25 protein-coding genes and 1 riboswitch are annotated in these 22,421 nt (G+C 71.7%); of the genes, 13 read left to right on the top strand and 12 right to left on the bottom strand.

Going from position 1 to position 22,421, the window contains the following annotated elements; genetic code table 11:
- Positions 1-67 precede the first annotated feature (67 nt).
- The 4 genes from thiE to ABZ930_RS17175 all read right to left on the bottom strand — a co-directional run bounded on the left by thiE (position 68) and on the right by ABZ930_RS17175 (position 2,935).
- A complete protein-coding gene (gene thiE / locus ABZ930_RS17190; RefSeq protein WP_361548361.1) occupies positions 68-715 on the bottom strand; it encodes a thiamine phosphate synthase in 648 nt (215 codons plus the stop codon).
- Between the two features lie 81 nt (positions 716-796).
- Positions 797-1,162: an Rv2175c family DNA-binding protein gene (locus ABZ930_RS17185; RefSeq protein ID WP_111661804.1), complete on the bottom strand. Its 366-nt coding sequence runs from the start codon at positions 1,160-1,162 to the stop codon at positions 797-799.
- Positions 1,163-1,244: 82 nt separating this feature from the next.
- Positions 1,245-2,474 carry an FAD-dependent oxidoreductase gene (locus ABZ930_RS17180; protein WP_361548357.1) on the bottom strand — a complete coding sequence of 410 codons (1,230 nt, stop codon included), beginning with the start codon at positions 2,472-2,474 and terminating at the stop codon, positions 1,245-1,247.
- Positions 2,475-2,560: 86 nt separating this feature from the next.
- The gene (locus ABZ930_RS17175; protein ID WP_361548354.1) at positions 2,561-2,935 is read right to left on the bottom strand and encodes a hypothetical protein; all 375 of its coding nucleotides are present in this window, start codon (positions 2,933-2,935) and stop codon (positions 2,561-2,563) included.
- A 52-nt stretch (positions 2,936-2,987) separates the two neighbouring features.
- Positions 2,988-3,101, top strand: a riboswitch (TPP riboswitch).
- Between ABZ930_RS17175 and thiO the strand changes: the two genes are divergently transcribed.
- The 6 genes from thiO (at position 3,099) to ABZ930_RS17145 (ending at position 8,872) form a co-directional block, all read left to right on the top strand.
- Positions 3,099-4,322 carry a glycine oxidase ThiO gene (thiO, locus tag ABZ930_RS17170; protein ID WP_361548351.1) on the top strand — a complete coding sequence of 408 codons (1,224 nt, stop codon included), beginning with the start codon at positions 3,099-3,101 and terminating at the stop codon, positions 4,320-4,322. It overlaps the preceding riboswitch by 3 nt.
- Complete coding sequence (gene thiS, locus ABZ930_RS17165; protein WP_111661808.1) at positions 4,319-4,519, top strand: sulfur carrier protein ThiS; 201 nt, start codon at positions 4,319-4,321, stop codon at positions 4,517-4,519. The genes thiO and thiS overlap by 4 nt, the downstream gene beginning before the upstream one ends.
- Before the next feature lie 7 nt (positions 4,520-4,526).
- Positions 4,527-5,321 carry a thiazole synthase gene (locus tag ABZ930_RS17160; RefSeq protein ID WP_361548348.1) on the top strand — a complete coding sequence of 265 codons (795 nt, stop codon included), beginning with the start codon at positions 4,527-4,529 and terminating at the stop codon, positions 5,319-5,321.
- A gap of 89 nt (positions 5,322-5,410) precedes the next feature.
- Positions 5,411-7,348 (top strand): Stk1 family PASTA domain-containing Ser/Thr kinase, encoded by a 1,938-nt coding sequence (pknB, locus tag ABZ930_RS17155; RefSeq protein ID WP_361548345.1) that lies wholly within the window; start codon positions 5,411-5,413, stop codon positions 7,346-7,348.
- 54 nt (positions 7,349-7,402) lie between these two features.
- Positions 7,403-8,266 carry a deoxyribonuclease IV gene (locus ABZ930_RS17150; RefSeq protein ID WP_361548342.1) on the top strand — a complete coding sequence of 288 codons (864 nt, stop codon included), beginning with the start codon at positions 7,403-7,405 and terminating at the stop codon, positions 8,264-8,266.
- Positions 8,267-8,350: 84 nt separating this feature from the next.
- Positions 8,351-8,872 carry a DUF4396 domain-containing protein gene (locus ABZ930_RS17145; protein WP_361548339.1) on the top strand — a complete coding sequence of 174 codons (522 nt, stop codon included), beginning with the start codon at positions 8,351-8,353 and terminating at the stop codon, positions 8,870-8,872.
- A 27-nt stretch (positions 8,873-8,899) separates the two neighbouring features.
- Here ABZ930_RS17145 and ABZ930_RS17140 read toward each other — a convergent pair whose 3' ends face one another.
- Positions 8,900-9,532: a sulfite oxidase-like oxidoreductase gene (locus ABZ930_RS17140; RefSeq protein ID WP_361548336.1), complete on the bottom strand. Its 633-nt coding sequence runs from the start codon at positions 9,530-9,532 to the stop codon at positions 8,900-8,902.
- A gap of 178 nt (positions 9,533-9,710) precedes the next feature.
- Between ABZ930_RS17140 and bfr the strand changes: the two genes are divergently transcribed.
- Positions 9,711-10,190 (top strand): bacterioferritin, encoded by a 480-nt coding sequence (bfr, locus tag ABZ930_RS17135; RefSeq protein WP_361548333.1) that lies wholly within the window; start codon positions 9,711-9,713, stop codon positions 10,188-10,190.
- A 19-nt stretch (positions 10,191-10,209) separates the two neighbouring features.
- Here the strand turns inward: bfr and ABZ930_RS17130 are convergent, their stop codons facing one another.
- Together ABZ930_RS17130 and ABZ930_RS17125 are read right to left on the bottom strand one after the other, a co-directional pair.
- A complete protein-coding gene (locus ABZ930_RS17130; protein WP_361548330.1) occupies positions 10,210-10,449 on the bottom strand; it encodes a (2Fe-2S)-binding protein in 240 nt (79 codons plus the stop codon).
- 169 nt (positions 10,450-10,618) lie between these two features.
- Complete coding sequence (locus ABZ930_RS17125) at positions 10,619-11,971, bottom strand: class II 3-deoxy-7-phosphoheptulonate synthase (protein ID WP_361548327.1); 1,353 nt, start codon at positions 11,969-11,971, stop codon at positions 10,619-10,621.
- A gap of 70 nt (positions 11,972-12,041) precedes the next feature.
- Here ABZ930_RS17125 and ABZ930_RS17120 point away from each other — a divergent pair, with 70 nt between their 5' ends.
- Positions 12,042-12,131, top strand: coding sequence for a trp operon leader peptide (locus ABZ930_RS17120; RefSeq protein ID WP_361548324.1), 90 nt, complete (start codon positions 12,042-12,044; stop codon positions 12,129-12,131).
- A 123-nt stretch (positions 12,132-12,254) separates the two neighbouring features.
- Positions 12,255-14,132: an anthranilate synthase family protein gene (locus ABZ930_RS17115; RefSeq protein ID WP_361548321.1), complete on the top strand. Its 1,878-nt coding sequence runs from the start codon at positions 12,255-12,257 to the stop codon at positions 14,130-14,132.
- Here the strand turns inward: ABZ930_RS17115 and ABZ930_RS17110 are convergent.
- The 5 genes from ABZ930_RS17110 to ABZ930_RS17090 all read right to left on the bottom strand — a co-directional run bounded on the left by ABZ930_RS17110 (position 14,084) and on the right by ABZ930_RS17090 (position 19,044).
- Complete coding sequence (locus ABZ930_RS17110; protein ID WP_361548318.1) at positions 14,084-15,082, bottom strand: 2-hydroxyacid dehydrogenase; 999 nt, start codon at positions 15,080-15,082, stop codon at positions 14,084-14,086. The two genes, ABZ930_RS17115 and ABZ930_RS17110, sit on opposite strands and share 49 nt — an antisense overlap.
- A 94-nt stretch (positions 15,083-15,176) precedes the next feature.
- On the bottom strand, positions 15,177-16,205 hold the full coding sequence (locus tag ABZ930_RS17105) for a 6-phosphofructokinase (protein ID WP_361548315.1): 1,029 nt from the start codon (positions 16,203-16,205) through the stop codon (positions 15,177-15,179).
- A 52-nt stretch (positions 16,206-16,257) separates the two neighbouring features.
- Entirely contained in the window at positions 16,258-16,959 is a 702-nt protein-coding gene (locus tag ABZ930_RS17100; RefSeq protein WP_361548312.1) for a response regulator transcription factor, read from the bottom strand.
- A gap of 43 nt (positions 16,960-17,002) precedes the next feature.
- The gene (locus ABZ930_RS17095) at positions 17,003-18,223 is read right to left on the bottom strand and encodes a DUF5931 domain-containing protein (RefSeq protein ID WP_361548309.1); all 1,221 of its coding nucleotides are present in this window, start codon (positions 18,221-18,223) and stop codon (positions 17,003-17,005) included.
- Between the two features lie 29 nt (positions 18,224-18,252).
- The gene (locus ABZ930_RS17090) at positions 18,253-19,044 is read right to left on the bottom strand and encodes a lysophospholipid acyltransferase family protein (protein ID WP_361548578.1); all 792 of its coding nucleotides are present in this window, start codon (positions 19,042-19,044) and stop codon (positions 18,253-18,255) included.
- A gap of 195 nt (positions 19,045-19,239) precedes the next feature.
- Between ABZ930_RS17090 and ABZ930_RS17085 the strand changes: the two genes are divergently transcribed.
- The 4 genes from ABZ930_RS17085 (at position 19,240) to ABZ930_RS17070 (ending at position 22,421) form a co-directional block, all read left to right on the top strand.
- Positions 19,240-20,058, top strand: coding sequence for an alpha/beta fold hydrolase (locus ABZ930_RS17085; RefSeq protein ID WP_361548306.1), 819 nt, complete (start codon positions 19,240-19,242; stop codon positions 20,056-20,058).
- Positions 20,051-20,659, top strand: a complete 609-nt coding sequence (locus tag ABZ930_RS17080) for a hypothetical protein (RefSeq protein ID WP_361548303.1) — start codon at positions 20,051-20,053, stop codon at positions 20,657-20,659. Before ABZ930_RS17085 ends, ABZ930_RS17080 begins: the two co-directional genes overlap by 8 nt.
- Before the next feature lie 147 nt (positions 20,660-20,806).
- Positions 20,807-21,436, top strand: a complete 630-nt coding sequence (locus tag ABZ930_RS17075; RefSeq protein ID WP_361548300.1) for an RNA polymerase sigma factor — start codon at positions 20,807-20,809, stop codon at positions 21,434-21,436.
- Entirely contained in the window at positions 21,429-22,421 is a 993-nt protein-coding gene (locus ABZ930_RS17070; RefSeq protein ID WP_361548297.1) for a CU044_5270 family protein, read from the top strand. The genes ABZ930_RS17075 and ABZ930_RS17070 overlap by 8 nt, the downstream gene beginning before the upstream one ends.

Raw genomic sequence — 22,421 nt, 5'->3', positions numbered from 1 at the left:
AATCCGGTAGCCCCTAATCCCCGTCCACCCAGCGGACAGCCGGCCGCGGTGGCCCGCTCGCGAGGGGTCAGACGGAGCGCAGGCGCTTGGCGAACTCGGCCGCGGCGGCGCCCGGATCGTCGGCCTCGGTGATGGCCCGCACGACCACGACGCGGCGGGCGCCGGCCGCCAGCACCTCGTCCAGATTCCCCAGGTCGATCCCGCCGATGGCGAACCAGGGGCGGTCGGTGCCGAGGCCCGCGGTGTGGCGCACGAGGTCGAGACCCGGTGCGTGGCGGCCCGGCTTGGTGGGGGTCGGCCAGCAGGGGCCGGTGCAGAAGTAGTCGACGCCGTCCTGGACGGCGGCCGCCTCGGCCTCCGCGTCGGCGTGGGTGGAGCGGCCGATGAGCACGTCGGCGCCGAGGACGGCGCGGGCGGCGGGCACGGGCAGGTCGCCCTGGCCCAGGTGGAGCACGTCCGAGCGGGTCGCGTGGGCGACGTCCGCCCGGTCGTTCACCGCGAACAGCCTGCCGTGACGGCGGGCCGCGTCGGCGAACACGGCGAGGTGCTCCAGCTCCTCGCCGGCCTCCATGCCCTTGTCGCGCAGCTGGACGATGTCCACCCCGTTCGCCAGCACGGTGTCGAGGAATTCCGGGAGGTCTCCCTGGCGCTTGCGCGCGTCGGTGCACAGGTACACCCGTGCGTCGGCGAGCCGGGCGCGCTTGACGTCGGTCATGGAGATCCCCCCGTGGGTGGTGCGGTGTCGTGGCGTGCGCGTCCCCCGCGAGGGGGACGCGCACGCCGGACGGTCGTCAGGTCAGACGGCGAGCGCCTGGGCGCGGCGCTTCACCTCCGTGCCGCGATTCTCGCTCAGCGCCTGCGCGGGCGTGCCCGGCAGGGTCGGGTCGGCGGTGAAGAGCCACTCCAGCATCTCTTCGTCGGAGAAGCCGTCGTCCCGCAGAACCGTCAGGAGGCCGACCAGCCCCTTGACGATCTTGTCACCGTCGATGAAGGCGGCCGGCACGTGCAGCGCACGGTTCTCCCCGCGGCGTACGGCGATCACCTGGCCTTCCTTCACCAGCTGGCGGACACGCGTCACCTCGAGGTCCATCTGCTCGGCGATGTCGGGGAGGGTCAGCCACTCGGGGACGAGAGCATCGATCTTTGCGTCAATCTCGGTCACGGGACAAGCCTGCCATCCCGGACTGACAGTCGGAAGCCGGGACCGTCTGACCAGGTGTTTCAGGAACGGCTGGAGGCGCCGGTCACGCCACGGCGGACTTCAGCGGGCGGGCCGGGTCGGCCAGCCGCTCGGGGTCCAGGACCGTTCCGGCCTCGATGAGTTTGCGGCCCTGGGCCAGGTCGCGGGGCTTGCCGACCGCGAGGACGGCCACCAGGGCGCCCTCGCGCAGCCAGCACACCGACCAGGCGGCACCGGCCGGGTCGCCGCGCCACACGGCCGTGTCGGCGCTCTCGTGGTGGCCCGCGTACTGCACGAAGCGGCCGAACTGCTCGGACCAGAAGTACGGCACCGGGTCGTAGACGGCGGGCGTCTCCCCGATGATGTTCGCCGCCACGGTGCGCGGGCCCTGCAGGGCGTTGTCCCAGTGGTGGACCAGGAGTCGCTCTCCGTAGCGCCTCGAGGGGAACGACGAGCAGTCCCCCACCGCGTACACGTCGGGTACGGAGGTGCGCAGTCCCTCGTCGGCCAGCACCTCGCGGTGGTCGCCGAGGGCGATGCCGGAGCCGGCCAGCCAGCGGGTGGCGGGGCGGGCGCCGATGCCGATGACGACGGCTCCGGCGGGCAGGCGCGTGCCGTCGTCCAGGACCACGGCCCCGGGTTCGATGTGCTCCACGCGCGCGCGGGTGCGCAGTTCGGCGCCCGAGTCCGCGTACCAGGCGGCCATGGGGGCCGCGATCTCGGCGGGCAGCGCCCCGGCCAGCGGCCGCTCGGCCGCCTCGACGACGGTGACCCGGCAGCCGGCCTCGCGCGCGGCGGTGGCGAACTCCGCGCCGATCCACCCCGCGCCCACGACCACCACGTCGTGCTGCTCGGCGAGGACGGGCCGCAGCCGCTCGGCGTCGTCGAGGGTGCGCAGCAGATGGACTCCGGGGACGTCCTCGGTGCCCGGCAGCCGCACCGGTTCGGCACCGGTGGCGACGACCAGCACGTCGTACGGGACGGGGCCCTGCGCGGTGTCCAGCTCGTGGTCGCCGGGGCGCAGGCCGGTGACCTCACGGCCCAGCTCCAGGGTGACGCCGAGCGCCTCGAAGTCGACGTCGAAGGCGGAGCCCTCGGCCTTGCCCAGGAGGACCGCCTTGGACAGCGGCGGCCGGTCGTAGGGCTGGTGGGGCTCGGCGCCGATCAGCGTGACCGTGCCGGGGAAGCCCTGTTCGCGCAGGGCCACCGCCGTCTGCACTCCGGCCATGCCCGCGCCCACGACGACGACGCGCCGCCCTGCCGAAACCGTGTTCCCGTTCCGCTGCTCGCTCACGGGATCACCTTAGGCACCTGATCTTGTGTCAGTCAGCGGAGCGGGCCACTCGAGCTCCGTGACGTCCTGCACACGTGTCACCGGGTTTAGTGATCATCAGGGTTCGCGGGGCGGTGGGCGACCGGCCCGATCTCCTCGACGACGCTGGTGCCGTGGCCCTCCTGCGACTCCCACCGCCAGCTCTCGTCGAGCCGCACCCGTCCGTCCGGCAGCTCGGACACGACGGAGAGGCAGTGCCCCGATGAGGTGGACCCGTCGGTCTTCAGCTGGACGTAGCGGAAGTCGAGCCGGTCGCCGGAGCGGGTGCCCACGAGGTGTCCGCGGACGACGTCGCCGCCCTCGTAGCCGGCCCAGATCCGGCCGTCCTCCTCGTGGTAGGCGAAGCGGGTCCGGGTCCCGACCTGGCCCGGGGCCTGATCGGCGACAGGGGCGAGGTAGAGACCGTCGAGCGAGCGTGCCACGGGCGAGGGCTCCCTTACTGGAGGGCTGGCCGAAGAGCTAGGGTGGCCACCGTAAAGCACTCGCGGGAGCCCGTACGCAGTGGGCTGAGAGGGAGGCTGGAGCGGCCTCCGACCGTACGAACCTGATCCGGGTCATGCCGGCGAAGGGAGGGGCTGGACGCCCATGTCGCGTACGCCGTCCGGAGCACCGGACTCCAGCGCGCAGCCATCGAGGGCCGGCGCGCCGAAGAAGGCCCCCGCCACCGACGTCCTGGTCGTCGGCGGCGGCATCATCGGTCTCGTCACCGCGTGGCGGGCCGCCCAGCGCGGTCTGTCCGTCGCGGTCGTGGACCCCGAACCGGGCGGCGGGGCCGCCCAGGTGGCGGCCGGGATGCTGGCCGCCGTCACCGAACTGCACTACGGCGAGCAGACGCTGCTCGGCCTGAACGTCGCGTCGGCCGCCCGCTATCCGGAGTTCGCCGCCGAGCTGTCCGAGGCCACCGGCCAGGATCTCGGCTACCGCGCGTGCGGCACGCTCGCCGTCGCGCTGGACGCCGACGACCGGGCCCACTTGCGTGAACTGCACGCGCTGCAAACGAAGTCGGGCCTCGACTCGGAGTGGCTGTCGGGCCGCGACTGCCGTCGCCTCGAACCGATGCTCGCGCCGGGCGTGCGCGGGGGCCTGCGGGTCGACGGTGACCACCAGATCGACCCGAGAAGGCTCGCGAGCGCCCTGCTGACGGCCTGCGAGCGCTCCGGCGTGATCCTGCACCGTGCGTGGGCCGACCGGCTCCGTGTCGCCCGGGACCGGGCGTGCGGCGTCACGCTCACCGACCGCACCGAGCTCGACGCAGGCCAGGTCGTGCTGGCGGGCGGGAGCCGCAGCGGACAGCTGGCCGGCGTTCCCGACGAGGTGCTGCCGCCCGTCCGGCCGGTCAAGGGCCAGGTGCTGCGCCTGACGGTGCCGCGGCGGTACGCGCCGTTCCTGAGCCGCACCGTGCGCGCGGTGGTCCGCGGCAGCCACGTCTACCTGGTCCCGCGCGTCAACGGCGAACTGGTCGTCGGCGCGACCACCGAGGAGCTGGGCTGGGACACCACGGTCACCGCGGGCGGCGTCTACGAGTTGCTGCGCGACGCCCACGAACTCGTCCCCGGCATCACGGAACTGCCGCTGACGGAGACCCGCGCGGGCCTGCGCCCCGGCTCCCCCGACAACGCCCCGCTGCTGGGCCCGACCGCGCTGCCGGGCCTGCACCTCGCCACCGGTCACCACCGCAACGGCGTGCTGCTCACGCCGGTCACCGGGGACGCCCTCGCGCATGTCCTGGTCACCGGTGAACTCCCCGAAGAGGCGCGCCCGTTCACCCCGAGGCGGTTCAGTGCCGCCACCCTGGAGCAGCCCGCATGAACGTCACTGTGAACGGCGAGCCGCGCGCCGTGGCCGCCGGGGTCACGCTCGGCGCCCTGGTGGCCACGCTCACCACGGCGCACTCCGGTGTGGCCGCCGCGCTCAACGAGACCGTCGTGCCGCGCACCCGCTGGCCCCTCACCGCGCTCTCCGAGGGAGACCGCGTCGAAGTCCTCACCGCCGTCCAAGGAGGCTGACTCATTCATGGCTGACGACGCTTTCGTCCTCGGCGGCACCACCTACTCCTCGCGCCTGATCATGGGCACGGGCGGGGCGCCGAGCCTCGACGTCCTCGAACGCTCCCTGGTCGCCTCCGGCACCGAGCTGACCACGGTGGCGATGCGGCGCGTCAGCGCCGACGTCCACGGCTCGGTCCTGTCGGTCCTGGAGAAGCTGGGCATCCGGGTGCTGCCGAACACCGCGGGCTGCTTCACGGCGGGCGAGGCGGTGCTCACGGCCCGCCTCGCGCGCGAGGCTCTGGGCACGGACCTGGTCAAGCTGGAGGTCATCGCGGACGAGCGCACCCTCCTGCCGGATCCCATCGAGCTGCTGGACGCCGCCGAGACCCTGGTCGACGACGGTTTCACGGTCCTGCCGTACACCAACGACGACCCGGTGCTGGCCCGCAAGCTGGAGGACGTGGGCTGTGCGGCGGTCATGCCGCTGGGCTCCCCCATCGGGTCCGGGCTCGGCATCCGCAATCCGCACAACTTCCAGCTGATCGTCGAGCACGCGCGCGTGCCGGTGATCCTGGACGCGGGCGCGGGCACGGCGTCCGATGTGGCGTTCGCCATGGAACTGGGCTGCGCCGGTGTGATGCTCGCCTCCGCGGTGACCCGCGCCCAGGAGCCGGTCCTCATGGCCGACGGGATGCGGCACGCGGTGGAGGCGGGACGGCTGGCGTACCGCGCGGGGCGGATCCCCCGGCGCCATTTCGCCGAGGCGTCCTCGCCCCAGGAGGGGCGCGCGCACCTCGATCCCGAGCGCCCCGCCTTCTGACGCCCGCGCCGGTCACAGCTCTGCTGCAGTACGGGTCCGGTCCTGCCGCACAGGTCCGGCCTGTCAGTCACTCCTCGTAGACTCCCTGCGTGGACACGACCCTTCAGGACCCGTTGCTCGGGCATGTGCTCGACGCCCGGTACCGCATCGACGCACGCATCGCGGTCGGCGGGATGGCCACGGTCTACCGGGCCGTGGACACCCGCCTCGACCGCGTGCTCGCGATCAAGGTGATGCATCCGTCGCTGGCGGCCGACGTCACGTTCGTCGAGCGGTTCATCCGCGAGGCGAAGTCGGTGGCCCGGCTCTCGCACCCCAATGTGGTGGGCGTCTACGACCAGGGCACCGACGGCCAGTACGTCTATCTGGCGATGGAGTACATCGCGGGCTGCACGCTCCGCGACGTCCTGCGGGACCGCGGGGCGCTGCGGCCGCGCGCGGCCCTCGACATCCTGGAGCCGGTCCTCGCCGCGCTCGGAGCCGCGCACCGCGCGGGTTTCGTGCACCGCGACATGAAGCCGGAGAACGTGCTGATAGGCGACGACGGCCGGGTGAAGGTCGCGGACTTCGGTCTCGTCCGCGCGGTGGACACGGTCACCAACACCACGGGATCGGTCCTCGGCACGGTGTCCTATCTGGCGCCCGAGCAGATCGAGCACGGCACGGCGACGCCCTCGGTGGACGTGTACGCGTGCGGGGTCGTCCTGTACGAGATGCTCACCGGCGGCAAGCCGCACCTGGGGGACTCCCCGGCACAGATCCTGTACAAGCACCTGAACGAGGACGTGCCGCCGCCGTCGGCCTCCGTCCCCGGTCTGTCCTACGAGCTGGACGAGCTGGTCGCCTCGGCGACGGCCCGCACCCCCGGCGTCCGTCCCTACGACGCGGTGGCGTTCCTCGCCCAGGTCCGCACGGCCCGGGCGACGCTGTCCGACGCCCAGCTGGACGCGGTGCCGCCGCAGGCCCACGACGCGGAGCACGTGGGGGCCGACGACCGGACGAGCGTGATCCCGCGCGCGGTGGGCGCCACCTCGGTGCAGCTGCCGCTGCCGACGCGGGACGAGGACCAGTACCACCGCACGAGCGTGCTGCAGAGCCCGCCCCCCATGCCGCCGGCCCCGCCGCGCGGCGCGGGCGGCAGGCCCCGCCGCGGGCTCTTCGTGATCATCGCGGCGGTGCTGCTGGCCCTGGGGATCGGCACGGGCGTCTGGTACATCAACTCGGGCCAGTTCACCAAGGTCCCCACGATCCTGAACCAGAGCCGGGCCGAGGGCGAGCGCCGGGTCGAGGCGGCGGGCCTGAAGGTCGGCACGGTCGGCGAGAAGTTCAGCGACACCTACGACCGGGGCTCGATCATGGGCAGCGACCCGGCGCCGGGCAGCCGCATCAGGGACAACGGCACGGTGAACCTGACGGTGTCCAAGGGCCCCAGAACCGTGAAGGTCCCCGACCTCGAGGGCACCCCGCTGGCCAAGGCCAGGAGCGGGCTCAAGGACGCGGGCCTGACACCGGGCATGATCACCAGGGCGTTCAGCGAGGACATCCCCAAGGGCTCCGTGATCAGCTCGGACCCGAAGGCGGGCTCGACGCGCAACTCCGGCACGGCGGTCGCCCTCGTCGTCTCCAAGGGCGCCCCCGTCGACGTCCCCGACGTCACCGGTGAGTCCCAGGAGGACGCGGTCGCCGATCTGGCGGACGCGGGCCTGAAGGCGAAGATCGCCCCGGCGCGGGTCAACTCGGACGAGGACAAGGGCGACGTGGCCGAGCAGTCGCCCGGCGAGGGCAAGCAGCTCGCCGAGGGCGACACCGTGACCCTGACGATCTCCAAGGGCCCCGTCATGGTCGAGGTCCCGGACGTCACGGGCATGAAGGTCGACAAGGCGACGTCGACGCTGGAGGACGCCGGGTTCCAGGTCGACGAGGACCGGGGGCTGCTCGGCCTGTTCGGCGACCACGTGGACAAGCAGTCCGTGGAGGGCGGCGACGAGGCCCCCAAGGGATCGACCATCAAGATCACGATCAGGTAGTGCACGACGGCCCGGCCCCAGGGTGCCCGTCCTCGCCATGACACCCTGGGCCGGGTGAACAGCAGCATCCGCAACCCGATCGGCGGTCACGTCCCCGTGGCCGGCGGCCTCGCCTCCGTAGGACTGTCCTACGCGCGCGACCTCGAGGCCGAGGCCGTCCAGGTCTTCGTCGCCAACCCGCGCGGCTGGGCCACCCCCACCGGCAATCCCCGCCAGGACGAGGACTTCCGCGCCGCGTGCGCCGCCGAGAACATTCCCGCGTACGTCCACGCGCCCTACCTGATCAACTTCGGGTCGCACACCGAGGCCACGGCCGAGAAGTCCGTGGAGTCGCTGCGCCACTCCCTGCGGCGCGGCCGCGAGATCGGCGCCCTGGGCGTGGTCGTGCACACCGGCTCCGCGACCGGCGGGCGTCCGCGCGAGGTCGCGCTGGCGCAGGTCAGGGAGCACATGCTGCCGCTGCTCGACGAGCTGACGCACGACGACGATCCGTTCCTGCTCCTGGAGTCGACCGCCGGGCAGGGAGCGTCGCTGTGCTCGCGGACCTGGGACTTCGGCCCCTACTTCGACGCGCTCGACCGCCACCCCAGGCTGGGCGTCTGTCTCGACACCTGCCACATCTTCGCGGCGGGTCACGACCTGACCGGCCCGGCCGGCATGAAGCAGACCCTCGATCTGCTCGTGGAGACGGTCGGCGAGGGCCGCCTCAAGCTGATCCACGCCAACGACTCCAAGGACGTCGCGGGCGCCCACAAGGACCGGCACGAGAACATCGGCTCCGGCCACATCGGCGCCGACCCGTTCCGCGAGCTGATGGCGCACCCGGCGACCGAGAACGTTCCCCTGGTCATCGAGACGCCGGGCGGCAAGGAGGGGCACGCCGCGGACGTGGCCCACCTCAAGAAGCTGCGTCCGTAGAAATCTCCTCCCCGCGAAGGAATACCCCCAGGGGGTATACGGTTCTTGTCGGTGACAGGAACCGCGACGGACGCTGGGGGACCCATGCGGCACGACGAGCACACCGCACAGCGGCACACGCACGACACACACCACGGCCACGACCACGGCCACCAGCACGGGACCGGCGGGGTCAGCTGGTCGACGGCGGCCCAGGCCACCCTGCACTGCCTCACCGGCTGCGCCATCGGCGAGGTCCTCGGCATGGTGATCGGCACCGCGCTCGGCTGGGGCAACGTGCCGACGATGGTGCTGGCGATCGCGCTGGCCTTCGTCTTCGGCTACTCGCTCACGCTGCGCGGAGTGCTGCGGGCGGGCGTCGGCTTCCGGACCGCGTTCCGGGTCGCGCTCGCCGCCGACACCCTGTCGATCGCCGTCATGGAGCTGATCGACAACGGGGTCATCGCGCTGTGGCCGAGCGCCATGGACACGCACCTCGACGACGCGCTGTTCTGGGGCGCCCTGGCCGCGTCCCTCGCACTCGCCTTCGTGGTGACGACGCCGGTCAACCGCTGGATGATCGGCCGCGGCAAGGGCCACGCGGTGGTGCACCGGTACCACCACTGAGGCGGGACCCCCGGGGAGGGATCGGGCTCAGAGCTCGGGCCCTTCCCCGGGCCCTTCCTGGTACGAATAGCGCTGCTCACGCCACGGGTCCCCCACGTTGTGGTACCCCCGCTCCTCCCAGAAACCCCGCCGGTCCGCGGTCATGTACTCCACGCCGCGGACCCACTTGGGGCCCTTCCACGCGTACAGGTGCGGCACCACGAGGCGCAGCGGGAAGCCGTGCTCGGCGGTGAGCAGCTCGCCGCCCTTGTGGGTGGCGAAGATCGTGCTCTCGGACGCGAAGTCCGAGAGGCGGAGGTTGGAGCTGAAGCCGTACTCGGCCCAGACCATGACATGGGTGACGCCGGGCGCGGGCGGGGCCAGCTCCAGCACGGTCGACGCGCGCACCCCGCCCCACTCGGCGCCGAGCATGCTGAACTTGGTGACGCAGTGCAGATCACCGACCACGGTGCCGTACGGCAGCGCCGAGAACTCCTCGTGGTTCCAGGTGTGCTTGTCGCCGTCGGCGGTGGCCCCGAAGACCCTGAACTCCCAGCGCTCGGGGCGGAACTTGGGCACCGGGCCATAGTGCGTGACGGGCCAGCCGCGCTGCAGACGCTGTCCCGGTGGAAGCTCCTGCTGCACCGCTCCCCCAGACTCGCGACCCACCGGATGACCCATGCCTCCATCCTGACAGACCCCGGGCAGTGGACGTGACCACGCGGGCGCCGGCGGGCGACAGTCGATCATCGATTCGGGCAACTCCTACTAAGCGTGCACTTACTGGACGCGTTTCTGTGCCGGTGCGAGGATGCGCGCGAAACCTGCCCAGTCCACCCGCTTGGAAGGAGCCTCTGCGATGCAGGGCGACCCCGAGGTCATCGAATTTCTCAACGAGCAGCTGACCGCCGAGCTCACCGCGATCAACCAGTACTTCCTGCACGCCAAGATGCAGGAGAACTTCGGCTGGACGAAGCTCGCGAAGTACACCCGGTCCGAGTCGTTCGACGAGATGAAGCACGCGGAGGTGCTGACCGACCGGATCCTCTTCCTGGACGGGCTGCCCAACTACCAGCGGCTCTTCCACGTCCAGGTCGGCCAGACGGTCACCGAGATGTTCCAGGCCGACCGGCAGATCGAGGTCGCGGCGATCGACCGGCTGAAGCGGGGCATCGAGGTGATGCGCGCCAAGGGCGACATCACGTCCGCAAACATCTTCGAGTCGATCCTCGAGGACGAGGAGCACCACATCGACTATCTCGACACGCAGCTCGAGCTGGTGGAGAAGCTGGGCGAGCCGCTGTACATCGCGCAGCTCATCGAGCAGCCCGACAGCTGAGATCCGGCCCCGGGGAAGGCTAGGCGGCGTCCGGCAGCTCGGCCTGCGGCGACAGGGCCACGGCGGCCTCACCCTGTTCGACGAGTTCCCTGCGGGGGCACGTGCCCCGGCCGAGCAGCGCCTGTATCCGGCGGACGCACGAACCGCAGTCGGTGCCGGCCTTGCAGGCGGAGGCTATCTGGCGCGGGGTGGAGGCACCGTCGTCCGCGTGCTTCTTGACCTGCGCCTCGGTGACGCCGAAGCAGTTGCAGACGTACACGCGGGTTCACCTCCCGGTCGGGACGAGGTCGAGACTCATCGGTGGCGCCGTCCCGATCTTTCGGTGAGGCTAACCTAACCTTACCCGCCGGGCCGGAAGCACAAAAGTGCCGTGGGGCGCGGATCCCTGTGATCCGCGCCCCACGGCGTTTACTCAGTGCGCACGACCGTCACTGGTCGCGGTACATCTCCGCCACCAGGAACGCGAGGTCGAGCGACTGGCTGCGGTTCAGGCGCGGGTCGCAGGCCGTCTCGTAGCGCTGGTGCAGGTCGTCGACGAAGATCTCGTCGCCGCCGCCCACGCACTCGGTGACGTCGTCACCGGTGAGCTCGACGTGGATGCCGCCCGGGTGCGTGCCGAGCTCCTTGTGGACCTCGAAGAAGCCCTTGACCTCGTCGAGCACGTCGTCGAAGCGGCGGGTCTTGTGGCCCGAGGCCGCCTCGTACGTGTTGCCGTGCATCGGGTCGGTGATCCAGGCGACGGTCGCGCCGGAGGCGGTGACCTTCTCGACCAGCTCGGGCAGCTTGTCGCGGACCTTGTCGGCGCCCATGCGGACGATGAAGGTCAGCCGGCCGGGCTCGCGGTCGGGGTCGAGGCGCTCGATGTACTGCAGCGCCTCCTCGGCCGTCGTCGTCGGGCCCAGCTTGATGCCGATCGGGTTGCGGATCTTCGAGGCGAACTCGATGTGGGCGCCGTCGAGCTGACGGGTGCGCTCACCGATCCAGACCATGTGGCCCGAGACGTCGTACAGGTTGTTCGTGCGCGAGTCGACGCGGGTCAGCGCCGACTCGTAGTCGAGCAGCAGCGCCTCGTGGGAGGCGTAGAACTCGACCGTCTGGAACTCGGCCGGGTCGGTGCCGCAGGCGCGCATGAAGTTCAGCGCGCTGTCGATCTCGCGCGCCAGCTGCTCGTAGCGCTGGCCCGACGGGGACGACTTCACGAAGTCCTGGTTCCAGGCGTGCACCTGGCGCAGGTCGGCGTAGCCGCCGGTGGTGAAGGCGCGCACCAGGTTCAGCGTCGAGGCGGACGCGTGGTACATCCGCTTCAGGCGCTCGGGGTCCGGGATGCGGGCGGCCTCGTTGAACTCGAAGCCGTTGACGGAGTCGCCCCGGTAGGTCGGCAGCGTCACGCCGTCGCGGGTCTCGGTCCCCTTGGAGCGCGGCTTCGAGTACTGGCCGGCGATCCGGCCGACCTTCACGACCGGCACCGAGGCGGCGTACGTCAGTACGGCGCCCATCTGGAGCAGGGTCTTCAGCTTGTTCCGGATGTGATCTGCGGAGACGGCGTCGAAGGCCTCGGCGCAGTCGCCGCCCTGGAGGAGGAACGCCTCTCCCTTGGCGACGGCCGCCAGGCGGGTACGCAGCTGGTCGCACTCGCCTGCGAAGACGAGCGGCGGATACGACTCGAGGTCCGCGATCACATCGCGCAGAGCCTCGGCATCGGGGTACTCGGGCTGCTGCGCCGCGGGCAGGTCTCGCCAGGTGTTGCCAGCGCTCGCGCTGGTCTTAGCGTTCACGGTCACCTGGCCAACATTACGGGTTCGTGTCCCGCGTCCATTCCACCGCTCATCTTTTGAGACACGCGGCCCACGCATGAGCCGCTCTTCGGGTACGGTTGCGCCCATGTTCGCGCAGTTTCTGACCCGCACCTGGTGGTGGACCGCACATCCGGCGGCCCACTGACTGCGCGTATCCACATTCCGCGAAGGCCGCCCGAGGGGCGGCCTTCAGTGTTTTCCGACACCAGCGGCGGCCGTTCCTCCCGATCGACTCTCACTCCCGACAGTCACTGGAAGGAACATCCCCATGCTCGACCAGCTCCTCGCCGACGACCGCCCCTTCGCCCTGCTGCGCCGCCGCACCCCGGGGCGCGACCACGACACGGTCGAGGTCATGATCGGTCCGGTCGGCACGTACGACCGGCTCGCGGACATCCCGGAGGGCCTGGCCCTCGTCCCCTTCCGGCAGATCCGCGAGCGCGGCTTCGACGTCCGTGACGACGGGACCCCGCTGGCCGTCCTGCGCCCCGAGGAGTCGTACGAGATCCCCCTCGCCGAGGCCCTCGCACAGCTGCCCAGGCACTCCGTCGACGTCCGGGACGGCGGCTTCGACGTCGACGACGACCGTTACGCCGACATCGTCGGCCGGGTCCTGCGCGAGGAGATCGGGCGCGGCGAGGGCGCGAACTTCGTGATCCGCAGGACGTACGAGGGTGAGATCCCGGGGTTCTCACGGTCCGACGCCCTCGCCCTGTTCCGGCGGCTGCTCGACGGTGAGCGGGGTGCGTACTGGACGTTCGTCGTGCACACCGGTGAGCGCACGCTGGTGGGCGCGAGCCCGGAGGTGCACGTGCGGATGTCGGGCGGCACCGTCGTCATGAACCCCATCAGCGGCACCTACCGGTATCCGGCCGCCGGCCCCACCCCCGACGATCTGCTGGACTTCCTCGCCGACGGCAAGGAGATCGAGGAGCTGTCGATGGTCGTCGACGAGGAACTGAAGATGATGTGCACCGTCGGCGACCGGGGCGGGGTCGTGATCGGCCCGCGCCTGAAGGAGATGGCGCACCTGGCGCACACCGAGTACGAGCTGCGCGGGAAGTCGAGCCTCGATGTGCGGGACGTGCTGAAGGAGACGATGTTCGCGGCGACCGTCACCGGCTCTCCGGTGCAGAACGCCTGCCGGGTCATCGAGCGGCACGAGGTCGGGGGGCGCGGCTACTACGCGGGCGCCCTCGCCCTGGTCGGCCGGGACGCGGGCGGCGCGCAGACCCTGGACTCCCCCATCCTCATCCGCACCGCCGACATCGACGCGGCCGGACGCCTCCGGGTGCCGGTCGGCGCGACGCTCGTGCGGGGCTCGGACCCGGTGGGCGAGGTCGCCGAGACACACGCGAAGGCCGCCGGGGTGCTGGCCGCCCTCGGGGTGCGGCCCGCCCGGCCGCGCGAGGAGAGCGCGCGCCCGGCGCTGGCCGACGACCCGCGGGTGCGGGCGGCGCTCGACGGACGCCGGGCCGCCCTGGCCCCGTTCTGGCTGCGGATGCAGGAGCGGGCCGACGAGCTGACCGGGCATGCGCTGGTCGTGGACGGCGAGGACACGTTCACCGCGATGCTCGCGCACGTGCTGCGCTCCTCCGGGCTCGACGTGAGCGTGCGGCGCTACGACGAGGAGGGGCTGCGGGAGCGGGTGCTCGCGCACGAGGGGCCGGTCGTGCTCGGCCCGGGCCCCGGCGACCCGTCCGACCTGGCCGATCCGAAGATGCGTTTCCTGCGCTCCCTGACCGCCGAGGTGCTGCGCACGCACGGCGACGGGGTCCTCGGTGTCTGCCTGGGGCACGAGCTGATCGCGGCCGAGCTGGGCCTGGACATCGTCCGCAAGGAGGTGCCGTACCAGGGCGCGCAGACCGGCATCGAGCTGTTCGGCCGCACCGAGACCGTCGGGTTCTACAACAGCTTCGTCGCGGCCTGCGACGACGAGGCCGCGCGCGAGCTGGCCGCCCACGAGGTGGAGGTCGCCCGGGACGCGGCCAGCGGTGAGGTGCACGCGCTGCGCGGCCCCGGGTTCGCCTCGATCCAGTTCCACCCGGAGTCGGTGCTGTCGCTGCGCGGCGCCGGGATCGTGCGGGAGCTGCTCGCTCAGCTGACGGCCGGCACCAGGACGTTCTCGGAGCGGCGTCCCGCCTGATAGTCCAGGACGTTCTTCACCGTGGCCTCGATGATCTGCCCGATCGCGTCCACGGTGTAGTACGCCTGGTGGGACGTGACCAGCACGTTCGGGAAGGTGACGAGGCGGGCCAGGGTGTCGTCCTCGACGACGTCGAGGGACTTGTCGAGGAAGAACAGGCCCGCCTCGGCCTCGTAGACGTCGAGGCCCACGCCCGTGAAGCGGCCCTCGCGGAGCTCGGAGACCAGCGCCTTGGTGTCGACGAGGCCGCCGCGGCTGGAGTTGATCAGGATCGCGTCGTCCTTCATCGTGCGCAGCGCGGCGGCGTCGACGATGTGCTCGGTGGCGGGGAGCAGCGGCACGTGCAGGCTGATCAGGTCGGCCTCGGCGAACAGCTGGTCCTTGTCGACGTACTTCATGCCGAGGGCGGTGCACTCCGGGTTCTCGGCGACGTCCCAGCCGAGCAGGTTCATGCCGAAGCCGTGCGCGATCCGGGTGAACGCCTCGCCGATCTTGCCGGTGCCGAGGACGCCGACGGTGCGGCCGCGCATGTCGCGGCCCATCAGGCCGTCGAGGCGGAAGTCGAAGTCGCGGGTGCGGGTGCTCGCCCGGACGATGCGCCGGTTGACGGCCATCACCAGGGCCCAGGCGAACTCCGCGACCGAGTACGGCGAGTAGTACGAGACCCGGGACACGGTCAGTCCCAGGCGCTCGGCGACCTCCAGGTCGATGTTGTTGAAGCCGGTGGAGCGCTGGGCGATCATCTGCGTGCCGCCGGCCGCGAGGGTCTGCAGCACGCGATTGTTGAGGGTGGCGTTGACGCTGGTGGAGATGATCTCGTAGCCCGCCGCGATGGGTGCCGTGTCCTCGGTGAGGAAGACATCGAGGCACCGGACGTCGTGGTGCCCCGCGAAGGCCTTCTCGATCAGGGGCTTTTCGTCTGATTGCACACCAAAAGCGAGGATCTCCATGACCAGAGTCTAGGCCGATCAAGCCCCTCCGGCGATTCCCGATCAAGCCCCTCCGGCGATTGAGGAGCGGGGTCCGGGGCGGAGCCCCGGGACCTCAGCCGAAGAAGACCCCCACCTCCTCGTACAGGGAGGGATCGACCGTCTTCAGCCGAGCCGTGGCCTCCGCGATCGGCACCCGCACGATCTCGGTCCCCCGCAACGCGACCATGGCCCCCCAGTCCCCGTCCCGCACGGCGTCGATCGCGTGCAGCCCGAACCGCGTGGCCAGCCAGCGATCGAACGCCGACGGAGTCCCCCCGCGCTGCACATGGCCGAGGACGGTGGTGCGGGCCTCCTTGCCGGTGCGCTTCTCGATCTGTTTCGCCAGCCATTCGCCGACGCCGGACAGCCGGACGTGCCCGAAGGAGTCGAGGGACTCGTCCTTGAGGACCACGTCGCCGTCGCGCGGCATCGCGCCCTCGGCGACGACCACGATCGGGGCGTACGAGGCCCGGAAGCGGGAGGTGACCCAGGTGCAGACCTGCTCGATGTCGAAGCGCTGTTCCGGGATGAGGATGACGTTGGCACCGCCGGCGAGGCCGGAGTGGAGGGCTATCCAGCCGGCGTGGCGGCCCATGACCTCGACGACGAGAACGCGCATGTGCGATTCGGCCGTGGTGTGCAGCCGGTCGATCGCCTCGGTCGCGATCCCGACGGCCGTGTCGAATCCGAAGGTGTAGTCGGTGGCGGAGAGGTCGTTGTCGATGGTCTTCGGGACGCCGACGGCCCGCACGCCGTACTCGTCGGTGAGGCGTGCGGCGACGCCCAGGGTGTCCTCGCCGCCGATCACGATGAGCGCGTCGACCTCCTGCGCGGCCAGGTTCTCCTTGACCCGGCGGACCCCGTCCTCCGCCTGAAAGGGGTTGGTGCGGGAGGAGCCGAGAATGGTGCCGCCGCGGGGCAGGATGCCGCGGACCGCTGGGATGTCGAGACGGACGGTGTCGTTCTCCAGGGGACCGCGCCAGCCGTCCCGGTAGCCGACGAAGTCATAGCCGTACTCCTGGACGCCCTTGCGGACGATGCCCCGGAGGACGGCGTTGAGCCCGGGGCAGTCGCCGCCGCCGGTCAGTACTCCGACCCTCATCGCGTAACTCCCTTGTCACGGTGAGCAGTTCAGGAAACTGTCCCGCGCGGGGTCACTCGTCGTCCAGACCCCGCTCGATCGCGTACCGGACGAGCTCGACGCGGTTGTGCAGCTGGAGCTTGCCGAGGGTGTTCTGCACGTGGTTCTGCACCGTGCGGTGGGAGATGACCAGCCGCTCGGCGATCTGCTTGTAGCTCAGACCCTTGGCGACCAGGCGCAGCACCTCGGTCTCCCGGTCGGTCAGTTCGGGCGCCTTCGGCTCGTCGGCGCCCGCGGTGGGCGCGGGCTCCGAGGCGAGGCGGCGGTACTCGCCGAGCACGAGGCCCGCGAGGCCGGGGGTGAAGACCGGGTCGCCGACCGCCGTGCGGCGCACCGCGTCGATCAGCTCGTCCGTCGAGGCGGACTTCAGGAGATAGCCGGTCGCGCCGGACTTCACCGCCTCCAGGACATCCGCGTGCTCACCGCTCGCGGACAGCACCAGGACGCGCAGCGCGGGGAAGGCGGCGACGAGTTCCTTGCAGACCTGGACGCCGGGCTTGGCCGGCAGGTTCAGGTCCAGGACGAGGACGCCGGGCGCCACGGCCTGCGCGCGGCGCACCGCCTGCTCGCCGTCGCCCGCCGTGGCGACGACGTCGAAGCCGGCGGCGGCCAGGTCGCGGGCGACGGCGTCGCGCCACATCGGGTGGTCGTCGACCACCATCACTCTGATCGCCGGCTGTCCGGCCGGCCCCTGCTCGGCCCGCTGTTCGCTCATCGTTCGTGTCCCGCCTTCCCCCGTGCGGCCCCTTCGGGCCGTGTCACTTCTTCTTCGGTACGTGCAGTTCGACCTCGGTGCCCTGGCCGGGTACGGAGATCAGCTCGGCGGTGCCGCCGATGTCGCGCAGTCTGCCCCGGATGGACTGGGCCACGCCGAGCCGGCCCTCGCCCTCGGCCTGGGCGAGGCGGCCCTCCGGGATGCCGGGTCCGTCGTCCCGCACGGTCACGATCACCGCCTCCGGCTCGTCCTCCACCAGGATCCAGGCCCGCGCGCCATCGCCCGCGTGCTGTCGCACATTGTCCAGGGCGGCACCGACGGCGGCGGCCAGCTCACCGGCGGCGGCGGGCGGCATCAGGACGGCGGTGCCGGGCGCGGAGAAGGTGGTCCGGGCGTCGGCGTGCGGGGCCAGCAGCGGGCGCAGGTCCCGCGGGCCCTCGGTGCCGCGCGGCGCGTCGGACTCGGCATAGGTGGTGACGGCCCGGACGACCGCCCCCTGGGACAGGTCCTCCGAGGCGCGGGACGGCTGGCGCAGGCCCTCGGCGACCAGGGTGCGCAGCGCGATCTCCTGCTCGCCCGCCATCCGGCCGAGCTCGGCGGCCTCGCCGCCCAGGGCGGTGCCGCGCCGCTGCACCATGGCGAGGACCTGGAGCACGCTGTCGTGGATGTCGCGGGCCAGGCGCTCCCGCTCCCGGGTGGTGGCCTCGATCTCCAGGGCGCGGGCGAGGGTCCGCTCGGAGGCGCGGGCCACCTCGACCACGTAGCCGATCGCTATGCCCGCGATGCACACCAGCAGGACGTTGTGGACGGTGCTGCGGCTGACGTCGCCGCGCTGCACCACGTTGGCCGCGCCGATCAGCACCGACGCGAAGGCCGCCCAGCGCCAGCCGCCCTTGAGCGCCCAGGCGAGGACCGCGCCCGCCGTCCAGATCGAGGGCAGCGTGGACCCGCCGGTGACCGCCCGCTCGTGCCCCGCGACCGGGGAGAGCAGGATGCCGCCGACCGCGACGGCCAGGTCGATGGTGAGGAACCGCTTGGTGCAGCGCCGGGCGCCCGACACCTGGGGCAGCGTCGCCAGGGTCCACACCGCGAGCACGGCGTAGTAGGCGATGCCGACCCAGGGCCGCTCGTACACCTCGTACGCGCTGGCGAAGAGCCCGATCGCGTACACCATCGTCAGCACGCGGTAGCCCATCAGGGCACGCCACAGCGGCTGCTCCACCGACATCCGCACCACGCGTTCCCGCCGGGTCGCGCTCCCCATGTCCCCCACCCCCGCCGAAGACGGTGCGGCTAGCTGCCGCCCCGCTCTCCACCCTTGTCCGCGGACTTCTCCGCAGACTTCTGCGCTTCCTTCTGGGCTTCTTTTTGGGCTTCCTTCTGTGCTTCCTTCTCGGCCTTCGCCGCGTCCGCGATCTGCCGCTTGGCGGCGGTCGCGTACATGTCGACGTACTCCTGGCCGGAGAGCTTCATGATCTCGTACATGACCTCGTCGGTCACCGCCCGCAGCACGAACCGGTCGCCCTCCATGCCCTGGTAGCGGCTGAAGTCGAGCGGCTTGCCGATGCGGATGCCCGGGCGCATCAGCTTGGGCATCACCTTGCCGGGCGGCTGGATCTTCTCCGTGTCGATCATCGCGACCGGGATGACGGGCGCGCCGGTGGCCAGCGCCACGCGCGCGAGGCCGCCCGGCTTGCCGCGGTAGAGACGGCCGTCGGGCGAGCGCGTGCCCTCCGGGTAGATGCCGAACAGCTCGCCGCGCTCCAGGACCTCGATGCCGCTCTTGATGGCGGCCTCGCCCGCGCCGCGCGAACCGGAGCGGTCCACGGGGAGCTGCCCGACGCCCTTGAAGAAGGCGGCCGTCAGCTTGCCCTTCACCCCCGGAGTGGTGAAGTACTCGGCCTTCGCGATGAAGGTGACCTTGCGGTCGAGCATCGTCGGCAGGAAGAAGGAGTCGGAGAAGGAGAGGTGGTTGCTCGCCAGGATCGCCGGGCCGGTGGCCGGAATGTTCTCCAGACCCTCCACCCAAGGCCGGAAGCCGAGCTTGAGCGGCCCCCCGATGGCCACCTTCATTGCGCCGTAGATCAACCCTCTGCCTTCCCTCGTTCTCGGACCCCGTACACGGACTCGTACGCGGATCGGTCCGAGGATCAGACCTTAACCCGCAGGGCCGGTACAGGGCCCGACGACCCTGGTCGGTGTCAGTCCGGTCGCGTACGGTGAAGACCTCACTCCCGATGCCCCGCCGCCCCCGACACACCCACGAACAGGAGACCGAAGGTGCCGGTCCTTCCTGGAGCCGAGCCGTACCGCCACGACGGCGGCGAGATCGGCGTCCTCCTCTGTCACGGCTTCACCGGTTCGCCCCAGTCCCTGCGCCCCTGGGCGGAGTTTCTGGCCGAGCGCGGTCTGACCGTCTCGCTCCCACTGCTGCCCGGACACGGCACCCGCTGGGAGGACCTTTCGGTCACCGCCTGGCAGGACTGGTACGCGGAGGTGGACCGCGCGCTGCGCGACCTCAGGGAGCGCTGCGCCCAGGTCTTCGTCTTCGGTCTGTCGATGGGCGGCGCGCTCGCGCTGCGGCTCGCGGCCCGCCATGGGGACGAGGTGGCGGGTCTCGTTCTGGTGAACCCGGGGAACAAGGTGCACGGCCTGGCCGCGCACGCGCTCCCCGTCGCCCGGCACCTGGTCCCCACGGTCAAGGGCATCGCCAGCGACATCGCCAAGGAGGGCTCGGAGGAGGTGGGCTACGACCGGGTGCCGCTGCACTCGGCGCACCAGCTCCGCCAGTTCTTCCGGCTCGTCGACCGTGAGCTGCCGCAGGTGACCCAGCCGCTGGTGGTGCTGCACAGCGTGCGGGACCACGTGGTGCCGCCCGCCGACTCCGCGCGCGTGCTCAGCCGTGTCTCGTCGACGGACGTCACCGAGATCCTGCTGGAACAGAGCTACCACGTCGCGACGTTGGACCATGACGCGGACCGGATCTTCGACGAGAGCCTTGCGTTCATCGACCGGATCGCCCCCCGCGCCGGCCAGACCTCCGGCGAGGGCGGGACCAGCCCCGGCGAGAGCGCGGAAGGGACGGCCAGCGGTGGCTGAGCAGGAGGAGCGGCGGGAGCCCGAGAAGCCCGAACCGCACGAGCCGGAGCAGTCGGCGGACGGACAGCAGCCCGACCCGCTGCTGCCGGCCGACGAGGACGCGGCCTGGGCCGAGATCGTCGCCGGATACGGCGACGAGCCGCCGGACCCGCCGGGCGCCAAGCCGTTCAAGTCGGTGGAGGACCTGGCGCTCCTGGACCCGGAGACCAATGACTCCCCCGACGCCGGACCGCGCAAGGACACCCCGGGCCCGCTCGGCTCCTCGGTCTCCTTCGCCCCGGGTGTCGCCACACCCCGGGGCCCGCGCGACTACACGGCGCCCGAGCCCGCGGACGACGACCTCGGGGACGACGACGAGGGCCACTTCGTGCCGCCGGACCCCTCGCTCCCGGAGGCCGACGTCACGGCGAAGTTCGCCTGGCTGGCCGTGGTCGGCGGCCCGCTGCTGCTGCTCCTCGCGGTGCTGCTCGGCTGGGACATGACGTGGTGGCTGGCGACGGTCTGCATCGGCGGCTTCCTGGGCGGCTTCGCGACGCTGGTCGCCCGGATGCAGCCGGGCGACGAGGAGGACGACGACCCGGGGCGCGGCGCGGTCGTCTGACCTGTACGAGTAAGCGGATGAAGGCCCGGCCGGAAGCTTCCGGCCGGGCCTTCGCCGTACCGGATGGAACCCGATCGGGCGTTGCGGCGAAGTACCGGTGAACCAGCCCAAGCCTTCAAGGCGTTCACACGGACGAAAGGAGCCCCGATGGCCGTCAGACCCCGGGAGCACCGCCTGCATCAGCACGGCGAGAGCGACGCCCGGGCGATCGAACGGTCGCGGGAGGAGCCCGAGCAGTTCGCCGCCCTCTTCGACCGGTACGCCGACGCCGTGCACCACTACGCGGCGCGGCGGCTCGGCCCCGAAGCGGCGGAAGATCTGACGGCGGAGACCTTCACCACCGCCTTCAAGCAGCGCCACCGCTACGACCCGGACAGATCCGGCGACGCCCGCCCCTGGCTCTTCGGGATCGCCACCAACCTCGTCGGCCGGCACCGCAGGGCGGAGGCGCGCCGCTTCAAGGCGCTGTCCCGCCTGCCGGAGCCGGTCCAGCACGAGGAGCCGGTGGCCGATCGCGCGGTGTCCCGGGCCGGTGCGCACGGTCTGCGCCGGGAGCTGGCGGCCGCCCTCGCCGCCCTTCCGGCGCGGCAGCGGGACGTGGTGCTGCTCGTGGCCTGGACCGACCTCAGCTATGAGGAGGCGGCCGAGGCCCTGGGGGTGCCGGTGGGCACGATCAGGTCCCGTCTGAGCAGGGCTCGCAGCGCGTTGCGTGAAGCACTGGGCGGTACCGATCCGACCGCTCCGACCGCCCTCCGGGAGGCACACGCCCATGACTGACCGCGAACTCGACCCGATCCTCGACGAATTGAGCACCTGGGAGGGGGACGCCGGGCCCCTCGACCCCGCCGCCCGCCACCGAGCCCGTACCCGCCTGCTGTCCGCGACGGAGAACCGCCGGCGTCCGCTGTGGCAGCGGCCCGGCCTGCGGATCGCCGTGTCGGGCCTGGCCACGGCAGCGATCGCCGCGACCGTCCTGGTGGCGGTGCGCGCTGACGACGGCGCTCCGGCCACCGCCCAGAAGCAGCAGGTGCGCTCGGTGAACGCCCGGGTCGTGCTGGCCGGGGCCGCCGCCTACGACCGCGAGCACGGGCTGCCGGTCACGACGCCGCCGCGCGACGACCAGTTCGTCTACACGAAGGAGATCATCAAGGAGACGAACCAGAAGACGGGCGAGACGAAGTCGTACGTCGACGAGAACTGGAAGTCGGTGGACGGCTCCAGGCGTTCCTGGGTGATGGAGATCGGCAGGGGCTGGTGGTCGGAGCCGCTCGGCAAGAACGAGAGCATGTGGCCGACGCAGGAGTGGGACACGCTGAAGAAGCTGCCGACCGACCCGGAGAAGCTGATCCTCGCGTTGCAGCGCAAGGCGGGCGGCGGGAGCAAGTCCCTGGACCGGCTCACGACCCAGGACTGGTGGGAGGTCCAGTTCTCCCTGACCGGTCTGCTCAAGCTGATCCCCGTGATGCCCGACGGTCTGCGCGCGGCCTCGTACGAGGCGCTCGGCATGGTGCCGGGCGTGAAGGTGGTGCCCGGCGAGCGGGACGCGAAGGGCCGCACCGGTGTGGCGGTCGTCTGCACCCTGGACCCGAGCGGCCGCCAGGTCGACGGCCACCTGGCGTTCCTCTTCGACCCGAAGACCTACGCGTTCCTGGGCTTCCGGGACGTCCGCACCTCGGGTGACGGTGCGAAGAAGAAGACCTACACCCAGCTCTCCTCCCTGGACAGCTGGGCGATCACCGACAAGGTGAAGCAGCGCCCGTAG

The organism is Streptomyces sp. NPDC046716 (genome assembly GCF_040645755.1).
Lineage (GTDB): Bacteria > Actinomycetota > Actinomycetes > Streptomycetales > Streptomycetaceae > Streptomyces.
This window is presented reverse-complemented; position numbering and strand designations above follow the sequence as displayed.